This is a genomic window from Nitrososphaera sp. (assembly GCA_039938515.1).
In the GTDB taxonomy this organism is placed as follows: domain Archaea; phylum Thermoproteota; class Nitrososphaeria; order Nitrososphaerales; family Nitrososphaeraceae; genus Nitrososphaera.
The window spans coordinates 98,128-114,203 of the sequence record JBDUUL010000010.1 but is presented as its reverse complement, the minus strand read 5'-3'; the positions used below and the strand labels follow the sequence as shown (position 1 = coordinate 114,203).

The window sequence follows — 16,076 nt, the reverse complement described above, 5'->3', positions numbered from 1 at the left end:
AAGCTCCGACATATGAGGTGGTTTCAAAAAGAAATGAAGGCAACCCTCCGAGGGGCTACTTTCTGTAACTGAGGTCCTGCCAGCACTGAACGCAGTAGTCGCCGTTTATGCTAAAAATTTCGGCGTCGGAAACCTTGCACTTTGAACATGTAATGTGGGTTTGAGTAATGGCCGTAGACATCGTTACACCATTGAGCCGTATGCTTGATAACTTTTTTTTCATAATTTGATGGGTAGCCTGAAAGTATCATAAACGGTAAATCCTCTGATGAAATGGCTAGCCCCCGTCACGTGCGGTCCGGCCATGCAAGAATATCGGAACGATTGCACTTGAAGATCTGCAAGTTATTCTAGCAGTTTACCCTGAGGACAGCATTGTACTTTCGGCCAAGAAAAAAAGACTGGATAACCGGAATGTAAATACGAATGGAATATTCTGCCGGTTAATCTGTAATCTAGGGGGAGAAATTTACAGTACCGTCCTTCTACAGAGCCGGGCTCTAAAGTGGATAAAAGAAATACCGCCATCGAATCGGCATGAAACACCAAAACGGAGGGCCACCGAGCCCAAAAGAAGGCAAGAGTCAAGGCAGGTCGCACGGCAAAATATACTTTCTAGCTCTGTCGGCACTGCTTATTGCAGGCATTGCAATTCCCGCGCTGACTGCCAAATCATTTGCACAGTCTGAAAGCCAGTTTCCGCCGCAGTTTCAGAAACTCTTTGGATTAAACCAAACAACGCCTCAGGATTCGATAACCACGCCTCAAAGTCAGGATAATGCGTCTGGCACTAACCAAACGATAACCCAGATCGCAGACCAGGTATCCACAGCCAGTGGAGTACAAACAGGTGAGATTAGGCAGACCATATTTCAGCTGGCCAACCAGGTCGCTGCTAATGGCGGAGACCAGGTCCAAGTGGTAAACCAGATTGCAAATCAGGTGGCACTAGACAACCAGGGCGCTGTGTCACAATCAATCGTTCAGCTGGCAAAGCAAACGGCGTTTTCGACCGGTGGAAGCTCGGACCAGGCAATTACGCAGCTTGCCAGTCAATTGGCTAATTCCAATCCGTCAAATTCAACAGATATATCGCAAAAAATAGTCCAGGTCGCGATTCAGTCTGCCTCGGTAAAGCAGAACGTGGATGTCAACCAGCAGATAGATCAGATTTCTCAGCAGGCTGCGGGCAACAATCCTGTTGCGGGAATGCAAGTCAAGCAATTGATCCAGCAGCTGGCGCTCCAGACTGCAAATAACGGGGGTAACATCGAGCAGTTTGTGGGCATGATTTCAAAGATAGTACAGATATCATCACAGAACTGCATCACTGTACTCCAGCAAATGTCTCCGCCAAGTACGCAGACTTCAAGCTCGGCCAACGTCGCCTCTCAGGTCGAACCACAGGTTAACCAAGTTACAAAGCAAATTGCGCAGAGCACCAACGTTAACGAGGTTTTCATAAAGCAGGTCATAATGCAGATCGCAATTCAGGTCGCAAACAACGGCGGAGACGCAAACCAGGCTGTATCGCAGATTGCCAAGCAGGTCGCGACAGAAAATGGGCACGGCAAAGCAAACGGGCATGTCAAGCAGTTTATCTCACAACTAGCCAGGCAAGAATCTGACGGCAATCCCACGCAGGCCAGCCAGACTATTAGCCAGATTGCCAAACAGACAGCCACCGGCAATGGCGACGTGACACAGACAATAACCCAGTATGCACAACAAGATGCCGGACAAAGCGACGTCCCCGTACCTGCACCGCATAACAATGACCACGGAAACGGCAAGTAGTACTGGCATGGGCAAGAGGGGAGTCTTGCCTCTCTCTATTTTTGTGATATCAAGAGGGCCCGGAACATCTGCGACACTTATGTTGCGAATCCGCTTTTGATTGGGAATTCGGATACGGCAGCTGATTTGAACTATTACAAGGATCGGGTCGGATAAATCAAGCTCAGAGTCCTCCGATATTGCATGCATCTTGACCATCAGGATTGTCCTAGGGCAACAATGGTAAGAGGGCCGAATGATCAGAATAAATGAGCCGGAAAAGCGACTGCCTGAGATCCGGTGAGTAGAGAGCCTAAAAGTGAACCTAGTCACAGAGGTAAAGACAATAGAGCAGGCAAAAACCAATTCACAATCTATGTACGCATTTGCACAATCGATCTAACGATTTACGTGCAAAATCAATTTCTTTTTATAGATAGCTCGCATGTCTGAATGGATGTCACTTTTGGTATTACTTGTCTGCAAGTGCGTGATACCGCTGACATGTCAGGCCGATGGCGATATGCATGCCTTGGCCAGTAGTGAGGCAGCGGACTGATTGGCTCGACGCGCAGGCTCTGAAGAAAGGGGCGCTTCATTGCTTGGCTTTACAGCTGGCGAAAAATCCAGAATAATTCTGCTGCTTGTTCCAATTGTTGCAGCAACTGTGCTTGGCTTTGGAGCGTCATACTTGATAGGCAACCTATCATTGCCACTTGCGGGGCTTGGCATAGCCGCCTTTGTTTTTGGACTACGTCACGGATTTGATGCGGACCATATAGCCGCTATCGATAATACGACAAGAAAGTTGATGCAAGAAGGCAAGAGGCCGCTGACAGTGGGAACGTGGTTCTCACTTGGTCACTCGACTATAGTCATCTTGTTGGTTATTGCCTTAATCGCATCGACAAGAGCAATTGCTGGGGAGATCCCAAGCCTACAAAACATTGGTAACACCATAGGAACTGGCATTTCAGGCGGGTTCCTCGCCGCCATCGGCATTATCAATATGGCAATTGCATTAGGGGCATATCGAGCATACAGACAGGTTCATGCAGGCAGCCTTGACGCCGTTTATCTCGAAGAACTGCTGAACAAGCGCGGGATTCTTGTCCGATATTTCGGCCCCTTGTTCAGACTCGTGAGTAAGCCCTGGCAGATCTACCCGGTAGGAATATTGTTCGGCCTTGGATTTGACACTGCAAGCGAAGTCGCACTTATTGCAATTAGTGTAGGAATTGGGGTCTCCTCAACTATCCCCATGTGGATGATCCTTGTTCTTCCATTCATGTTCACTTGCGGAATGGTGCTTGTTGATACTCTAGACTCGGTGACCATGCGACTGGCTTATGGATGGGCGTTTGTTAAGCCCATTCGCAAAGTCTACTACAACCTGACAATTACAGTAATCTCGGTGCTCGTTGCCCTTGTTATAGGCGGCATAGAGCTGTTGCAGGTTCTGTCTGGCCAGCTCGGGCTTGCCGGCGCGTTTTGGACCTGGCTTGGTAATCTCGACTTTGAGACCATAGGCTATGCATTAATTGGAATATTCGTCGTTTCTTGGCTGGTTTCAATTGCAATATACAAACTAAGAAGAATAGAAAATAAGGCCAGCGCCTAACCTGAAGTTTCAGTCGCCGCTATGGTCAAATCTGCGGCTGATGTACATTTACAGAGGCTGATCCATCAGAATTCAAGCCATTGTGGGGCTGGAACCATGATTTTTGGCAAGCTACTAGGCATAAATGCCGACCTTCTCAGGAGCTTCCAGGTAAAATCCACGGTAGCTGCGGGTGTGTGACTTGCTATTTTTGCACTGCAATAGTGCGGTTAAGAAAGTCTCTGCAGCAAATGTCGGAGCAGAAATTCAGCATTGTTCCAGTTGCGCGAGAATATTGTATTCCTTCATTGAACTCTTGGTACTCTTTGTTGCATGATTTGCAGTTTCTGTACATGATTATTGCTCGCCTTAATTTCGCCTTGCCCGCTTAAAGTTGTTTGGCGATGAGGCAGGTCTAGGCATCAATATATAGCGCTTTGACGTACGGAAGTGAGTCCTTACATTGGCAGTCATTCGAGTATACAAAAGGAACGCGACATACGTCGATTTGTCAAACCTTGTCGAAGAGCTTAGTACCGCAGGTCTATCTGATACACTGAAGAAATACTACAACAAGCCGTTTGAGCACGAGGCGAGAAGCATTGTGGCAGGACCCAGTTTTATTCAGTACCTAAACAAACTATTCAAGACGCAGATAGCAGCCGGCGATATCTTGCAGTTTGAAGCCAGTGGCAATGACAAGTACTTTATGTTCTCGATGTCCGGGACATGGGACGAAATTATCAAGCTGCAGTGAACAACTTTCTAACTTGTCTCGTCGCTTCAGCGAGCGACCGTCTGATTCCCACAGGCGTTATTTCTGGGGTTCCAGCGGCTGAACCACTGAATCCAGTACCGTTCGGCTTTGAGATCACGGGGTACTTCGGATCGCATCATTCCGAAGAAGAACAATTGACCTAGTTCTCAAGCTCGGATTGAAAGTGGAGATTGGCGCTGATCGTCGTGCAGTCCCCCTGGTCTGCACCGCAAATTTTCTTCATCGCCGAGTCGACATCCAGAACGCCAATTCCATTCTTCTCAAAGAACCTGTTGACATTGACAATGTCTCGAATAAGTAATTGCTTTGCATTTGGATGCTGAATGTCTACTGCCGAGCCAAAGTCAAACAGCACTATCTTTCCGGCCTTGGTTTTGAAGATGTTGTACTCAGACAGGTCGGCATGTACAAGGCCAGCTTTTTGGTAGAGGAGCTGCATCTGCTCGATAATCTCGTTATAATCGTCTATTGAAACGACCGGCGAGTGCGCGAGGATAACCGCGGCATTGCCTTCACTGTCACCGATGAATTTCATCAGTAGCAAGTTTCTCTTTACGAGCACAGGAGCCGGAACGCTGACCCCGCATCTATATGCAGATTGCAGGTTCTTGAACTCTTTATTTGCCCAGATTGACACCAGGCTTCGAACGTCTGATTTGGTCCTTGAAAATCGTCTGTCTCCCTGGATATACTGCCGGCGTTTCCTGAATTCCGCGCTAACTGTCAGGTAGATTTTTAGCGCAAGCAGAGACCCGTCGGGAGCTTCTGCAAGAAAGACTTGCGATTCTTTGCCTGAGCCAAACTGGCTCCTGACAGATTTTATTCTGCCATTGTTTATCAGCTTGGTAATCGCCATCAGAGTCGGCTTATCAAAAACATTGTTAAAGACTTGATAGTCCTCGGATTTCTTGTCCAGCAGTCTATTTTCTCGCTCAAGCTTTGCAAATTGCCTGTCGGCGTTGACCGCTTCGTTCGCCTCGCCCCGCTGGTCGTCCTCAGTAATTTCATATTCGTCGTCTTGTTCTATCATTGAATTATCTTACTACTATCGCCACGGGCAGACTCTATACACAGAGCCGCCTAATTAAGAAGTTGATAGTGTCCTGAATTGACATCTTTAAGGCAATCGCCACTCCTCAATGCAGTCCACATTCTCAACCCAGTCACTTACCGGGGGAATTATTACTGGACAGCAGAGGCCCAAGAGCGTGATCAAGTTGATAAAGTGGAGGCAGATGATAGAATCCTTAGAGAAGAGAACTTGGAGCATTGCAACTGCGGACATCAAAGAAGACAACACGGCTCAAATCTAGAATGCAAAAAGTGTGGCTGCCTGAAATTCAAAGCCGTCGGGGACACGAGAAAAGACAAGGAGCCAATAAGACAATAGTCTGGGTTGTATTCGACGCACCGGTTTAGTTCCTCTTTCGGTAAGAAAAGTATGAAATGTGCTAGTGTGGAATTACCGCTTGCACATCTGTTGGACCAATACCGCAAGATTCAGTTTAATCACCCAATCGTCAACCCTCGCAAGAACGGATCAGGTCAGTAGCGAATCGCTTTAATCAGCGAACCGGCCAAAGGTAATTGGGCGCAGTTAGGATGGAGATGCAACGGACAAAGAGACTATCGACAGTCGATAAGAAAATGCTAAAGCTCCTGCTTGATCCCTCTGCCCGGCTTTCGTCGCGTGCGCTTGCCGAGAAGCTCGGACTTCCAAGAACCACTATCCAGAGACGGAGGAATTTTCTTGAAAAGCAATACCTCGAATTCTCGTATGCGCTAAAGCTAGATGAGCTGGGATACAGACGCGTGGACCTTCTGATCTACACCGGAGGCGGCCAGACTGTCAAGGTCGCAGAAAAGCTGTTGCTTAGAGAGGAAGTGGTTTACGTTGGAAGAAGCATTGGAGAGCACACGATTGACCTTAGGGCTGAGGTCATTGTCAGAAATAACTCGCAATTGCTCGACCTGCTTGAAGAAATTAAGGCCATGCCAAGCGTCAGGGACGTGGTGTGGAGCGAAATCGTAAAGATAATAGGCAAAAAAAGATCCGTGCCTAGTTCAATTATCGACGCCATGTGAGGAGACGGGAATAATCCGCCGCTATATCGTTATCAGCAAAAAATAAGGGCAGGGGGCCTTGGTGTCCAATAGTTCTAGCCTAGAAACAACCATCCTGGAAGTCTTTCTCGTCTCAGAATACTTCTGCTATCAATTCGACTGTCGTTGCGGCCAGTAGGACAGCGAACACCTTGCGTGAACTCAATAACAGCCTGATTCTCTTATCCAAAATGTGGGACAGGAGCATCTGCAGAGCTGGGTAGCCATGAGAGCTCAGCGAATTTACCACTGATGTGGCTAGCGTCGAAAAATACAGCAACCTTCATCTCCACAACTTCAGGAGAGTTTCCGGGGCATATAATGTCAGCGACAGTCGGGATTACATCAAATCATCTGTTTTGAGCTAGATTGCACGTAAAGAGAGCACAAGTATGAATTTCCCGTAGTTTCATGCCGCAGGGAACGAAAATATACCGACAATTCTCCGGAGCACCTGCCACCTTTGGAGACAGAGCGTTTTAGGAGTTGCCCGAGCAAGCTGCACCCCAGATTCCATCGTCATACTTGATAATCCAACGGCCCAAGCGAGGTTGTTTGAGAGATAGAACTTGCTTGTGCTGCAAGCGCATTGAGACTTAGAGCAAAGAAGAACAAGGCATGACTAGGTCTTTCGGTCCATTCGGAAAGCATTTGTGAGCGTTACGACATGAATATCGCAATTGCAGAGCGCATGATAATTCTATAGCGATTGACTAGATATTTCAGACAACATGTCATCATCATTATCCATAGTGGGAACAACAAGAGATGGAACGCAAATACTTCTCTTGAAGGAAGGGGCTTCCCAAACGAGGGGAAGGGAAGCACTAAACAACAATATTTCAGCGGCCAAAATCGTCGCGTCTATGCTGCGGAGCGTTCTGGGCCCACGAGGGATGGACAAGATGCTTGTTGATTCTACGGGCGGCGTAACTATCACAAATGACGGCGCAACCATCCTGAAGGAGATGGACGTGCAGCATCCGGCAGCAAAAATGATGGTCGAAATCGCAAAGGCCGTGGATAATGAAGCAGGCGACGGAACTACTTCGTCCGTAATAATAGCGGGAGCGCTGCTGGAAAAGGCAGCGGATCTGGTCAAGCAGGGCATTCATCCCACGGTAGTGGTGGATGGATATAGGAAGGCTTTGGCACAGGCTTTGGATATTTTGAATAAAGTAGCAGAAGACGTAAAGCTGGATGGCGACCATTCAATCCTTGAAAACATTGCAAGGACCAGTATGGAATCCAAGATTGTATCAGTAGACAGCGATGTGCTGTCAAAGCTGGCAGTCGGAGCCGTGCTTGCAGTAGCTGAGGCCCCCTCTTCACAGTCGGAGGAAATCACCGATGATAGCAGCTACGCCAAAATCGATCTTGACAATGTAAAGATTCAAAAAAAGTCCGGAGGTTCGATGCGCGATTCGAGATTGGTAAAAGGCATCATTATTGACAAAGAGATTGCCCACCCTGCAATGCCTCGATTTGCCAAAGACGCCAAGATTCTACTCCTAAACACTCCTCTGGAAATAGAAAAGACAGAGTTCGACGCCAAAATCACGATAAGCCAGCCAGGCCAAATGAAGATGTTCATAGACGAGGAAATCAGAATGCTGAAATCGATGGCTGACAAGGTATCCCAAACAAAGGCAAACGTTTTGTTTTGTCAAAAAGGAATAGATGACACAGTTCTAGAGTATCTCGCAAAGGCAGGCATCCTGGCAATAAAAAGGGTAAAGGAATCAGATATGGGAGCCCTGGCAAAAGCGACAGGCGCAAGCGTCGTGTCAAATCCAGAGAATGCGTCATCAAAGGACCTTGGTTCTGCACAGTATGTCGAAGAGCGAAAGGTGGAGAACGACAAATGGGTGTTTGTTGAGAAATGCAAGAACCCAAAGGCCGTGTCGATTTTGATAAGAGGCGGCTCGGAGAAGGTTGTCGACGAGGTCGATCGCTCGATGCATGATGCCCTGATGGTTGTAAAAGACGTCATGCAAAAGCCGGGAATCGTCGCAGGTGGAGGCGCGCCGGAAGCATTCGTATCAAGAAAGCTGAGGGCATGGGCTTCTAGCGTTTCTGGCAGGCAGCACTATGCCATTCTGGCATATGCCGACGCACTGGAATCGATTCCAATTGCACTTGCAGAGAACGCAGGCATGGACATAATTGATAGTATTGCAGGGTTGCACTCAAGACAATCGGAAGAGAACAATCCATGGATAGGGATAGATGTAAGAGGCCTGAAGGTTGCGGATATGCGCAAAAAGAATGTCATTGAGCCATTGTCGGTCAAGGAGCAGATTCTAAAATCAGCTACCGAAACGACTGCAATGCTACTGAGGATCGACGATATACTTTCCGCAACATCGCGATAAGTATGCAGTACGAGGGGTAATCAGCCGTCCCCCTTTTGCGTTTATTTGACACACACCATGGCTGCGATAGCGTCACAACATTGAACGATGATGCCTTCTCACAAGAAAAGTCGGATTTCAGAACTGTAGATTGAAATCTATTTCGGGTTTCTTAGTTGAATTGCCTTGCGGATAACGACTCAGTAGACGACGATAAAGTTTTCCGCACGTTTCCGGAGCTAAGGCCCCTCGTCTACTACCTGCTGGTTCTGTTGGTTCTCTGCTCGCAGTTCAATAATTCTGTCATCAGGCTGGGTCACGCCGCTCTCGACAAGTTCTGCCAGTTCTTTCTTTCCGGATGCAAGTTTTGCGTGAGCTCTATCAATTGCATTGTCTTGTTGTTTACGCGGGAATTCTTGGCCGTCAGTATTTGATTCTGCCACTACAAAACTATGCGCTTGTCATACTTTAACCATCTGGTTAGATGGCACACATTTTGTAAATGAAGACAATTATCGATAGCAAGGCTTGTCATTTTACAGAATTGGCTATTGGCGGGTTAGCCAAGTACGGATTTGGCCTTGGAGGTCAATAAGTGAGATGACGCAATATCAACCGCTGGTCAATGCATTTATCAGCGGAAAAATGAGATGGACATATTCAAAATCTGCTAGCCAGTCTGAATTCCATGCTCATCAAGCCTTTATTGCAGTAACGTGTATAGCTTGTCATATGCCAAAACACCCGATTTCATGTACATGCGGAAACGTTATGGAATGCGTCGAGGAGGATGAGGCGACAAAACCAAAATACAGGAGCGTGTCTGGCAAAATCCGGCTTAGATGTAACGACTGCGGAAAGGACCACGAGGTATTTCTTAGACATAGAATTGCCAAGTTCATTGGAGGCTCACCTTCATTCAAAGAGGTTTCCCCACATTAAGTCATAGAGATCAGTTGGCGAACCCAATCCGGCATACAGATGGCATAGACAAGTCAGGGAAGGATTCCCGCGGAGTAATGAACGCGCGTTAACATCGAGCGTTCTATCCAGGGTTCCGCACCGTTATAGATGCGGGCCCGGGGGATACGTACTGATAAGGGTGGGGGTCAGTGGTCAGGTAACTGGACTATTGGGGCAGGACAACCCTAAACTGCCCCGTCTTTACGCTGTACTAACATCAGCGGGTTTGTTTACCGTGGCACTTTAACTTGTTTGGGCTAACTACTCTTGAAAGTTCACGGCAATTGATGCTTTCTCTGTCATTAGATTGTTTTCTACCTCGCATGTCCATTTTGCGCCTTTGTATTCAGATAGGTTTGGTGAATCCGCCCATGAAGTTCCTTCGCTTCTCTCCTTGGGGATTCATCTTGCACTTGGCCGCACACTAGTTCCTTGACCAATACCAAATACCATACCTTTACTTGTCATTTGAATAAACTTTACACTTAACTTTGAGGTACCGTCTCTGTTCATTTGCAATTCTACTGTATCCCAACGCTTTCCCGAGTACTTGCCAGCAACTGTCCCTTCGTTTGTTTGCTCTGCTTCGATGCCGTCTTGACTCATCTCTAGTATCTTCATTGCAGTAGTGCTCACTATGATTAGCAAGTCAGATTTTGGCTTTGATTTAGCCATATTCGCAATGTGAACTAGATCGGAAATAGATAATCTCTGCGGATTCACGTTTTGTCAAGTTTGCGGCGGATCGTTAGTATCGAAAAATGAGGCGTCCCGAGCAGCTTGATCTCGCCCTTTTCTTAATAGTAGACAGGCACATGCGCTACTATGAAACCCCACAGGAATTGCATTGCCTTTGTGATCAGATTCCTGTACGCTCATCGCAGTTTGTAGGCTGCATCTGCCCCATCTACCGTTCTGATATCTGTAGAATTCACCAGATTCAATCGTAAACGCTTCGACCAAAGTTGCGAGGCTCGCGCTGTCGTAAATTCGTGTCCGCATTGTTGGCATGTAGCTAACTCGCGCTTTAACCACAGCATCTTTCGTACCTTCAGACGGACTTGCCCCTCCAATTGGAACTGTAAGAACTAGTTTTCCACCTGACTTGAGCACTCGGAATATTTCCCGGATGACTTTTGTGTCTCCTTCCTTGTCGGTATTCGAGCACCCATCGTCCATTCCCACGTGCTCAAGCGTGCTGATGCAAAGAACTTGGTCGATACTTGCATCGCGAAAGCCCATCTGACGGGCATCCATCAAGATATCACAAGTTCTTTTCAAATCTATACCAAGTACATGCCATTTTCCATTTGCAAATGACTGCAGTTCCCTGACAAGACCAGAGTTAGCGGCACCGACATCCAAAATTCGGGCACGGCACTTTCTTGAGATGAGCGATCTTGAAACAAACTCATATTCGAGAGACCGTTCAGAGGTAACTCCCGTCATCAGAGGATGAAGGTCGGGTCTGCTCGGCTGAGGAGCAGCTTTCAGTGAGTATACTGGGATATCAATTCCAAATCGCTCGCTTTTGCGGTATGCGACTATGTAGACAGTCTTGTTTGATAGGAGTTCACCTAAGGCTTTAGAAACTTCATTAGCAGGTGTAGATTCTAGTCGTCTCTGAATCTGGTACTGGTCTGCAGGACTTTCTTCGAGCAACTCTACGAGCTGCTTTATGAGAGCATTGCGATGCAAATGTCAGCGTCCGGCTACTCCAGTTAAGGAGAAGTTGATTTAAAAACAGATCGGGCCGATTCACTTCTTAAAGAGTGAGCAGAAGAACAAAGATAAGGGAAAACGAGCTTTACCTTCTTCTGAGGGTCGCTTCCTTCGCCTTCTGCTTTTCCATTCCCAGATTAATCATGGGCTGAAACTTGTTCTTGGCATACCAAGTGCCTGCAGCGCAGGCAGCGATAATTGCACCCATCGCAAGAAGTTCTTCGAGCATATCAACAATATTATTGACCCTGTATGATATAAATCGTTGCATCGAGTTATTAACACAAATTGTGCGTTTTATGATACAACACACTTTTCAGCAAAGTGCTTTTCATTATGTGTTTATTATCGCAATTCGATAGGAACAGCCAATTTCTAAGTCGGCCCTCCGGTTCGAAATGTGCTAAAAGGTTAGGGCTTTTTTGGCGATTCCAAGCCTGTCAAAAATCTCCTTTAGGAAGAGATCGGCAAATTGTTCAAAGCTCGTTACACCGTATTTCATCTTGTACTCATTCTTTCTTTTTTCATATTCACTTACCAGCCAGCGAAAGTCTGCCTCCTTGAGCCTTACTATGTTGTTTTGTGCGATTGCCTTTGACTCAAAAATATTGAGCATGAAAATGCCCGCAAATTTTGTAAAGCTGTTTACTTTGTACCTTCTGTCATAGTCGGACTTAAGGGACTCATAGTTCTCTTCAAGCCATTTCCGTACATCGGACCTAATTGTAAGCGAAGTATATTGTCCAGAAAAATCAGCCTTTATTGGTTGCATTTCAACGGAGTAGTAACCCCGCTTTACTTCGTTCATCATAATTATGAGAGCGCTGGGAAGAAACATGCCGGGGTAAAACCTGTCAGTCTCTTCCTCGAGCCTGGTCAGGATTGCTGGTTTTAGACCTATAGTTGCGTACCCTTGACTCGGCACAAGCAGTTAGAAATAGCGATGATTAATTAGTTTATCATCGCAAATTGGACCGATCTAATGGCGCGTCGGACTAGGGACCTCAAATAAAGTAATTCGAGCAGTGACGCGTTGTAAACCGACTGATAACCGGTAAAAGGAGAGTGTCGGTACTGCATCTATATTGGAGTCATCACTTCGGTTCAGATAGAATTCTCTGTCACCGCACTGCAAGCACTGGGCAATGTGCGTTTGCTATCACATTGTTGGCGACACTGCCCATAAGGAACCTCTGCATTCCGGTAATACCTTTGGTTCCAATCAATATAAGGTCAATGTTGTGATCCCTGGCGTAGTCAATGAGAGTTCCGGCCACTGATGAAGCGACGACTACCTCGGAAGTGACCTTTATCCCAAGATGTTCGGCAGGCGCCTTGACCTCATCCAAGAGTTTCTCTCCCTGCTTCTTTAGCTCTTCCTGGTACACTTCGACCTTGCCACCTCGATAGTATCCGATTAGATCTCCTACTGCACCCATTGAAGCCCTGTCAATCACATGAATCGCATACAGCTCCGCGTTAAGCGATGACGCCAAATCAAAGGCAAGGCCGATTATTCTGTCCTTATATCCTGAATTATCGATAGCAACGAGTATTCGCTTTATCTTTCCTTGATTAGGCATATCCAATTGTTAGTCGGCCTCCACAATTGCGGTAAATCCGGTCGCCAAGGAGCATACCATCATGTTCGCTTGGCTCCGGCTATTTGCCGCACGTCTATCGGGTTGACCCATTGATCCACGTCCGCACCACTGACCACGTCGTCATCATTTGGAATAAGGTAGATCACGTCGTGTCTCGGAGGAGTTTTCTTTTGCGTTGCAAGACTCACTCCGACAAAGACAGCCAGCGAGACAATTGGCGGAATCATTGTGTCGAGGCCGCCGTATGCATAGTATGGACTGTCAGATGGTGCAGTGCTTATCAAGAAGTACAGGATCATTCGAAGAGTTGAACCAACTGCGATAGATGCAACGGCGCCTGATGCAGTGGACTTTTTCCAGAATGTTCCAAGAACTAGCGGTACAAGGCAGCCCGCAAGGACAATATCAAATGCCAAGATTAGATAAATCCCAGGCCTGGGAATCAGGTAACCAAGAGCAAAAGCTGTAAAGAACATTGGTATTACCAAGAGCCTCGTGGCGATCAGTAGTTGGCGATCGCTCAACTTTGGTCTGTGAAGGAAGCGAGTTATGATATTTCGCTGTAGCATGTTTCTTGACAGTACGCTAGCTATCGCTAGTGTGCCCCCGTTAGCAGTTGACATGCCACAGCTAACTGTACTTACCAGCATCAATATTCCAAGGATTGATGGCATATGGTTTATGGCCATTATCGGATAGAGTGTAAATGCATCTTGGATGTTTGGTTCAAGTGTATGTCCAATTATCCCGATCATTGTTGTAGGAATCAATATGAGCAACGTCAAGCCGGCGGCAAAATAGCTGCTTTTCTGCGCAGTTCTGCCACCATCTGCTGCGAAAATCCTTTCCATAAAGTCTAAGGCGACAATGTCTCCAAGTCCAAGCGATATTATAGATGCCCAGTTCACAAGTGCGCCGTTTCCAGCATCGTAGAGGCCAGACAGGTCCATAAAGTTGGCGGGAACATTTGAGACAATAGTTTCAAGCCCTCCTTGTATTGGCGACCACGGGCTTATCAGGAACAAGAAGCCTCCCCAGAATCCAACAACCGCTAGGTAGATGTGGAATATGTCGGTATATGCGCAAGAGAACAGACCGCCGAAATATGTGTAGAGAAGAACGACAGCAGTTGCAATTAGCATGGCAAAGATTAGCGGAATACTCATTACAACCGAAATGATGTAGCCGCTTGCAGCAAGGTTCCCCGCTACAAGAACAATGAAGCTTATCGACATCAGAGTTCCAGCCATAACCTCTGTGAGGTTGCCATACCGGCGGAAATAAAAGTCCGCTAAAGTGATCATGTTCATTCGATTAAATCGTTTGCCAAAGAAGGCTCCGGTAAGCACCAAGCAGATGGCTAGTCCTAATGGGACTACCGCGCCTGCCCAAAACCCACCTGAAAATGTAAGCGAGACGTTGCCAAGAGAGGCGTTACCGTCGACAGCCTCTGAAACTAACATAGTTCCGATGAAGAACAGTGGAAGGCTCTTGCCAGCAACTATGTATCGCTTGCTGCTTTTCTTGACAAATTTGACCGCAAGAACGCCAATGGCCGCGGTAGCGGCCACGAACGCCATGACGGTAATTGGGTAAATAATAGGCACGTCAGCCATGATTATTTTATCTATTTAGTAAGTATTTAAGCGTATCTAACATTACGAGCCACTAAAATTAATTATTAGATTTTGTGGTTCCTTGCCATGTGCATTTTAAATGTGGATTCGTTATTGAAATCCTCGTCACAAGTTATACACTGATACGTCGTTGCCTTGTTGTGCTGCTCCTCTGCGTGAAGTAGAAGCGCCTCACGGTCCTTAAACCGGGACCCGCAAGCACCGCAACCATACATTTTTCCAAACATTCAAGGATTAAAGAAGAGATTATTTATTTAAGATTTTTTTGCTGCAAGCGATGCTAGTGCATCTTTTTCAATTTTGCAAACAGCAACGGATCCATTTTTCGAGCAACATCAAAGCATCGCTGCGCATCGCTGACTTTGTTTAACATTGTAAGTGCCCTTCCCTTGTTGTACCATGCTTTTGCATACTTTCCATTGCACTCGATTGCCTTGTCAAAGGATTCAACCGCTTGAGCAAACTTGCCGGCTTTCAAAAGCGTCAAACCCTTGTTATTCCACGTAATAGCGCTGCTTGAATCGATCTCTGTTGACCTTGCAAACGCGATCAACGCCTCGTCAGTGCGGCCGAGTTTATCGAGCATGAGCGCCTTGTCGCCCCATGCATACGCGTTCTGCGGAAGAATTTCTATGGCCTTGTCAAAAGCCTGGATAGCTTCCTCAGGCCTATTTGAGTTAGCCAGATCCTCGCCATGTTTTACCCACTCGTCAGACGCAGTTTTCCTATCCACCTTCCGAACAACCGGTTCTTTCGACGGCTTGGCGCCTTTGCCGCGGAGCCATCCTAGAACCATGTCTAAATCAAACCTTCCCTGATGGTCGCGCCTTCGCATGTGGGTATGATCAAAAAGAGCTACTCCGCCTTGTGCATCTCGTCTTCTTTCTTGTCGCTCTTTAGACCCACTGTACCCATGAAGAGGAAGAATCCGCTTGCTGCGAGAATGACGGCAAACGTTGCCAAGACTCCCGAAATATCCACACTTCATTATAATATTAAATATATATAAAACTTTTGCCTCCTCTGGGTTAACGAAGGCGGGCTCTTCCGCCAAAAAAGTTCGACTGTCGAACTTTACCGGCAGATTCCGCCAGCCTGTAGGACTTTGAAACAGAGGCTTATGTCTTCCTTTTGAATCTCCGGGACGTCCTTTCCTACCTCGTGCTTCATGTCCTGAATGAACTCATAGATTTCGTCGACGGTGACAGGCGCATCCGCCAACTCTAGCTCTCTGCTAACTGAATTATACATGCTTATGTAGTAGCTGAGAAACGCTGTCTTGACCATTGATTGATTGACCAAATACTCTTCATTCAAGCCAGCCCTCATAATCGATCCTAAGTCTTATGAAAAGATTTAAGGTTTTAGGTTCGAAATGTAAACTACGTAACGGAGAATAAAAAAATCATGCGTAATTTACTTTCTAATTCGCGTAAATTGTGAAATATTTGCCGTTTGACTAATGTGAGTTGCTCTTGAATTTGCTTGCAGGGCAGACGTGAATTAAATTGGTGTATCGGTTCGGCTGTCGAACTAAGA

Annotated in this window: 18 protein-coding genes; 7 read left to right on the top strand and 11 right to left on the bottom strand. The window is 46.7% G+C overall.

All coding sequences use genetic code 11. The features are described 5' to 3' along the window. Window positions 1–55: 55 nt before the first annotated feature. A complete protein-coding gene (locus ABI361_05685) occupies window positions 56–223 on the bottom strand; it encodes a hypothetical protein (GenBank protein MEO9320145.1) in 168 nt (55 codons plus the stop codon). A 314-nt stretch (window positions 224–537) separates the two neighbouring features. On the opposite strand from ABI361_05685, the gene ABI361_05680 reads away from it, so the two are divergent. The 3 genes from ABI361_05680 to ABI361_05670 all read left to right on the top strand — a co-directional run bounded on the left by ABI361_05680 (window position 538) and on the right by ABI361_05670 (window position 4,133). Then, window positions 538–1,797 (top strand): hypothetical protein, encoded by a 1,260-nt coding sequence (locus tag ABI361_05680; GenBank protein MEO9320144.1) that lies wholly within the window; start codon window positions 538–540, stop codon window positions 1,795–1,797. A gap of 538 nt (window positions 1,798–2,335) precedes the next feature. After that, the gene (locus ABI361_05675; GenBank protein ID MEO9320143.1) at window positions 2,336–3,397 is read left to right on the top strand and encodes a HoxN/HupN/NixA family nickel/cobalt transporter; all 1,062 of its coding nucleotides are present in this window, start codon (window positions 2,336–2,338) and stop codon (window positions 3,395–3,397) included. A gap of 442 nt (window positions 3,398–3,839) precedes the next feature. Continuing rightward, window positions 3,840–4,133, top strand: a complete 294-nt coding sequence (locus ABI361_05670) for a hypothetical protein (GenBank protein ID MEO9320142.1) — start codon at window positions 3,840–3,842, stop codon at window positions 4,131–4,133. A gap of 160 nt (window positions 4,134–4,293) precedes the next feature. Here the strand turns inward: ABI361_05670 and ABI361_05665 are convergent, their stop codons facing one another. Next, the gene (locus tag ABI361_05665; GenBank protein MEO9320141.1) at window positions 4,294–5,184 is read right to left on the bottom strand and encodes a serine protein kinase RIO; all 891 of its coding nucleotides are present in this window, start codon (window positions 5,182–5,184) and stop codon (window positions 4,294–4,296) included. A 109-nt stretch (window positions 5,185–5,293) separates the two neighbouring features. On the opposite strand from ABI361_05665, the gene ABI361_05660 reads away from it, so the two are divergent. The 3 genes from ABI361_05660 to thsA all read left to right on the top strand — a co-directional run bounded on the left by ABI361_05660 (window position 5,294) and on the right by thsA (window position 8,632). Next, the gene (locus tag ABI361_05660) at window positions 5,294–5,467 is read left to right on the top strand and encodes a hypothetical protein (GenBank protein ID MEO9320140.1); all 174 of its coding nucleotides are present in this window, start codon (window positions 5,294–5,296) and stop codon (window positions 5,465–5,467) included. A gap of 274 nt (window positions 5,468–5,741) precedes the next feature. Continuing rightward, window positions 5,742–6,239, top strand: a complete 498-nt coding sequence (locus ABI361_05655; protein ID MEO9320139.1) for an Lrp/AsnC family transcriptional regulator — start codon at window positions 5,742–5,744, stop codon at window positions 6,237–6,239. A gap of 749 nt (window positions 6,240–6,988) precedes the next feature. Then, window positions 6,989–8,632, top strand: a complete 1,644-nt coding sequence (gene thsA, locus ABI361_05650; protein ID MEO9320138.1) for a thermosome subunit alpha — start codon at window positions 6,989–6,991, stop codon at window positions 8,630–8,632. A gap of 218 nt (window positions 8,633–8,850) precedes the next feature. Here the strand turns inward: thsA and ABI361_05645 are convergent, their stop codons facing one another. After that, window positions 8,851–9,054 (bottom strand): hypothetical protein, encoded by a 204-nt coding sequence (locus ABI361_05645; protein ID MEO9320137.1) that lies wholly within the window; start codon window positions 9,052–9,054, stop codon window positions 8,851–8,853. Window positions 9,055–9,343: 289 nt separating this feature from the next. Here ABI361_05645 and ABI361_05640 point away from each other — a divergent pair, with 289 nt between their 5' ends. Further along, window positions 9,344–9,553: a hypothetical protein gene (locus ABI361_05640; GenBank protein MEO9320136.1), complete on the top strand. Its 210-nt coding sequence runs from the start codon at window positions 9,344–9,346 to the stop codon at window positions 9,551–9,553. A 423-nt stretch (window positions 9,554–9,976) separates the two neighbouring features. Here the strand turns inward: ABI361_05640 and ABI361_05635 are convergent, their stop codons facing one another. The 8 genes from ABI361_05635 to ABI361_05600 form a co-directional block, all read right to left on the bottom strand. After that, window positions 9,977–10,249, bottom strand: coding sequence for a hypothetical protein (locus ABI361_05635; protein MEO9320135.1), 273 nt, complete (start codon window positions 10,247–10,249; stop codon window positions 9,977–9,979). Between the two features lie 54 nt (window positions 10,250–10,303). Continuing rightward, on the bottom strand, window positions 10,304–11,236 hold the full coding sequence (locus tag ABI361_05630) for a class I SAM-dependent methyltransferase (protein MEO9320134.1): 933 nt from the start codon (window positions 11,234–11,236) through the stop codon (window positions 10,304–10,306). A 145-nt stretch (window positions 11,237–11,381) separates the two neighbouring features. Then, entirely contained in the window at window positions 11,382–11,525 is a 144-nt protein-coding gene (locus ABI361_05625; protein ID MEO9320133.1) for a hypothetical protein, read from the bottom strand. Between the two features lie 174 nt (window positions 11,526–11,699). After that, window positions 11,700–12,221, bottom strand: a complete 522-nt coding sequence (locus ABI361_05620; protein MEO9320132.1) for a hypothetical protein — start codon at window positions 12,219–12,221, stop codon at window positions 11,700–11,702. A gap of 196 nt (window positions 12,222–12,417) precedes the next feature. After that, entirely contained in the window at window positions 12,418–12,879 is a 462-nt protein-coding gene (locus ABI361_05615) for a universal stress protein (GenBank protein MEO9320131.1), read from the bottom strand. A 59-nt stretch (window positions 12,880–12,938) separates the two neighbouring features. Further along, entirely contained in the window at window positions 12,939–14,516 is a 1,578-nt protein-coding gene (locus ABI361_05610) for a sodium:solute symporter family protein (protein MEO9320130.1), read from the bottom strand. Window positions 14,517–14,817: 301 nt separating this feature from the next. After that, entirely contained in the window at window positions 14,818–15,333 is a 516-nt protein-coding gene (locus ABI361_05605; GenBank protein ID MEO9320129.1) for a tetratricopeptide repeat protein, read from the bottom strand. Between the two features lie 278 nt (window positions 15,334–15,611). Then, on the bottom strand, window positions 15,612–15,866 hold the full coding sequence (locus ABI361_05600; protein ID MEO9320128.1) for a hypothetical protein: 255 nt from the start codon (window positions 15,864–15,866) through the stop codon (window positions 15,612–15,614). Window positions 15,867–16,076: the final 210 nt, after the last annotated feature.